Consider the following 1896-nt stretch of genomic DNA (forward strand, 5'->3'; position numbering starts at 1 on the left):
CAACCGTGCTTTGCTAGCCATAAAGCTGAGCATGATTACTACGACCAGATTTGGTTTTCCCGTATTCGGTCTTTAAAGTGTAGAACCTGATCTGTTTGCTTTTCACACAGATGTGTCAGGCAGTCAGCGTTTGAACTAACTTAGCTCTGGATAAATTAGCATTTTGTAAGTTAGCTCGGTTTAAGTCTGTTCCACTAAAGCTAGCATCTTGTAGATTAGCTCCCTTTAAATTAATACCTCTTAAGTTGAGCCGCTCAAAGTTTTTATCTTGTCCCTCTCCAGTTATCAACAATTGTCTAATATTTTCATATTGAAGGTAGCTTGTTCCTGGTCTAACTCGATCAAGTTTAATAGTTTTCCGCCAACAAGTACAAGTGATAATAGCCTCCCTTAAATCTGTACTTTTAAGGATAGCTCCCGTGAAATCAGCATCGGTTAAATTGGCCTTGCGAAAACTGGTTCCTCTTGTGGCAGCAAAAGCAATAGCAATACTACGAATCCAGGCATCTCTGGGGTCCCCTTTTAGAGTACGCCAGCCCAAGTAAATACTAAGTAAAACGAAGACTACGGCTCCGGGTACGGCTCCGGCTCCGGCTACGGCTCCGGCTCCGGCTCCGGCTATGGCTACGGCTCCGGCTATGGCTCCGGCTCCGGCTACAGCAAAGGCTACGGCTCCGGTTCCGGCTACGGCTCCGGTTCCGGCTACGACTCCGGCTATGGCTATGGCTCCGGTTCCGGCTATGGCTATGGCTCCGGTTCCGGCTATGGCTACGGCTCCGGCGAAGGATTCGGGTCCGACTATGGCTACGGCTACGGCTCCGGCTACGGTTCCGACTACGGCTACGGTTCCGACTACGGCTACGGTTCTTTCGATACCTTGACCAAGGATAACAGCAATTGAAACAATTATTACAACCAAAACTATCCAGCCAAAGACTTGTTGCCGTTCGCTAGAGTCAAATATTAACGCTATTGCCATCCCACCCAATAAAGAGGCAAATCCTGATAGTCCTGAGATTACCCATGAAACCAACAAAAGAACAATTACCCACCGTTTCTGTAATCCAGCCTTTGCCTTACAGAACTTAGTTCCGGTTAGATTAGCATTCTTAAAGTTCGTTCCTCTAATATCAGCTTCACTAAAATCTGTCCCTGAAAGGTTTTTCCCCTGGAATGACTGACCTCTAATATTTACCCCTCGAAAATCCCTTTTTCCTGCTGCATATCGTCTCAGAACTTCTTTAGCTTTCATCAGCGATAATCATAGATAGAAAAGGGAACAGGAAGTAGGGAAAAAAATCTCACAATTTATTTTAATTGAAGTAAATTATGTATCGCTTTCTAGTATAAATTACAACCAATAAATCAAGATTCTGGAAATACTTTCGCGAATAACTATGGAATGCAATAAATAATTAACTATATAGTGTTGAAAAACACTCCCTTCACAACCCTGCCGCTGTCTTACCCTTGGGATCAACTTCGCTGCGCTAAAAGCGATTAGCCCAAAGGGCTACGCTACGCGAACGCACGTATACTAGGGAAGTTTAGTGGTAGTGCTTTATTAGAATAAGCATTTCTTGTCAATCAATTGGTAATAATTCTTAATAAACCCCTATTGATTGTGTTTATTAACTTACATACTGTTCCAGACAAATATCCAGGGTTGACATCTCCCCCGGCTAAAGCACGGGGGATTCTAAAAGGTTGTTACGCGGGAGGGTGAACCCGTCCCGCTCCACCTCTATAACGATATGATTTAGACAAGTGGGGCGACCGATGAAAGGCGCTCATAGGAAGTGGAAAGGGTAAGAGCTTTCCACAGTCCAGGGTTCAGGACTGGTTCCCACTCGAAGGGGCACAGGAACGATGGAATCTCAGGAGAACAAAATCTAG

General features: G+C 44.8%; 1 protein-coding gene. It reads right to left on the bottom strand.

Annotation, left to right across the window (positions count from 1 at the left end; genetic code table 11):
- Positions 1 to 115: 115 nt before the first annotated feature.
- Complete coding sequence (locus tag F6K46_RS39475) at positions 116 to 1252, bottom strand: pentapeptide repeat-containing protein (protein WP_293068917.1); 1137 nt, start codon at positions 1250 to 1252, stop codon at positions 116 to 118.
- Positions 1253 to 1896 lie beyond the last annotated feature (644 nt).

The sequence above is a fragment of the Moorena sp. SIO3E8 genome, assembly GCF_010692445.1.
Classification (GTDB): domain Bacteria; phylum Cyanobacteriota; class Cyanobacteriia; order Cyanobacteriales; family Coleofasciculaceae; genus Moorena; species Moorena bouillonii.

Excerpts from the sequence above, each read along its gene's own strand:
- F6K46_RS39475 (WP_293068917.1), bottom strand. The coding sequence starts at position 1,252 with ATGAAAGCTAAAGAAGTTCTGAGACGATATGCAGCAGGAAAAAGGGAT.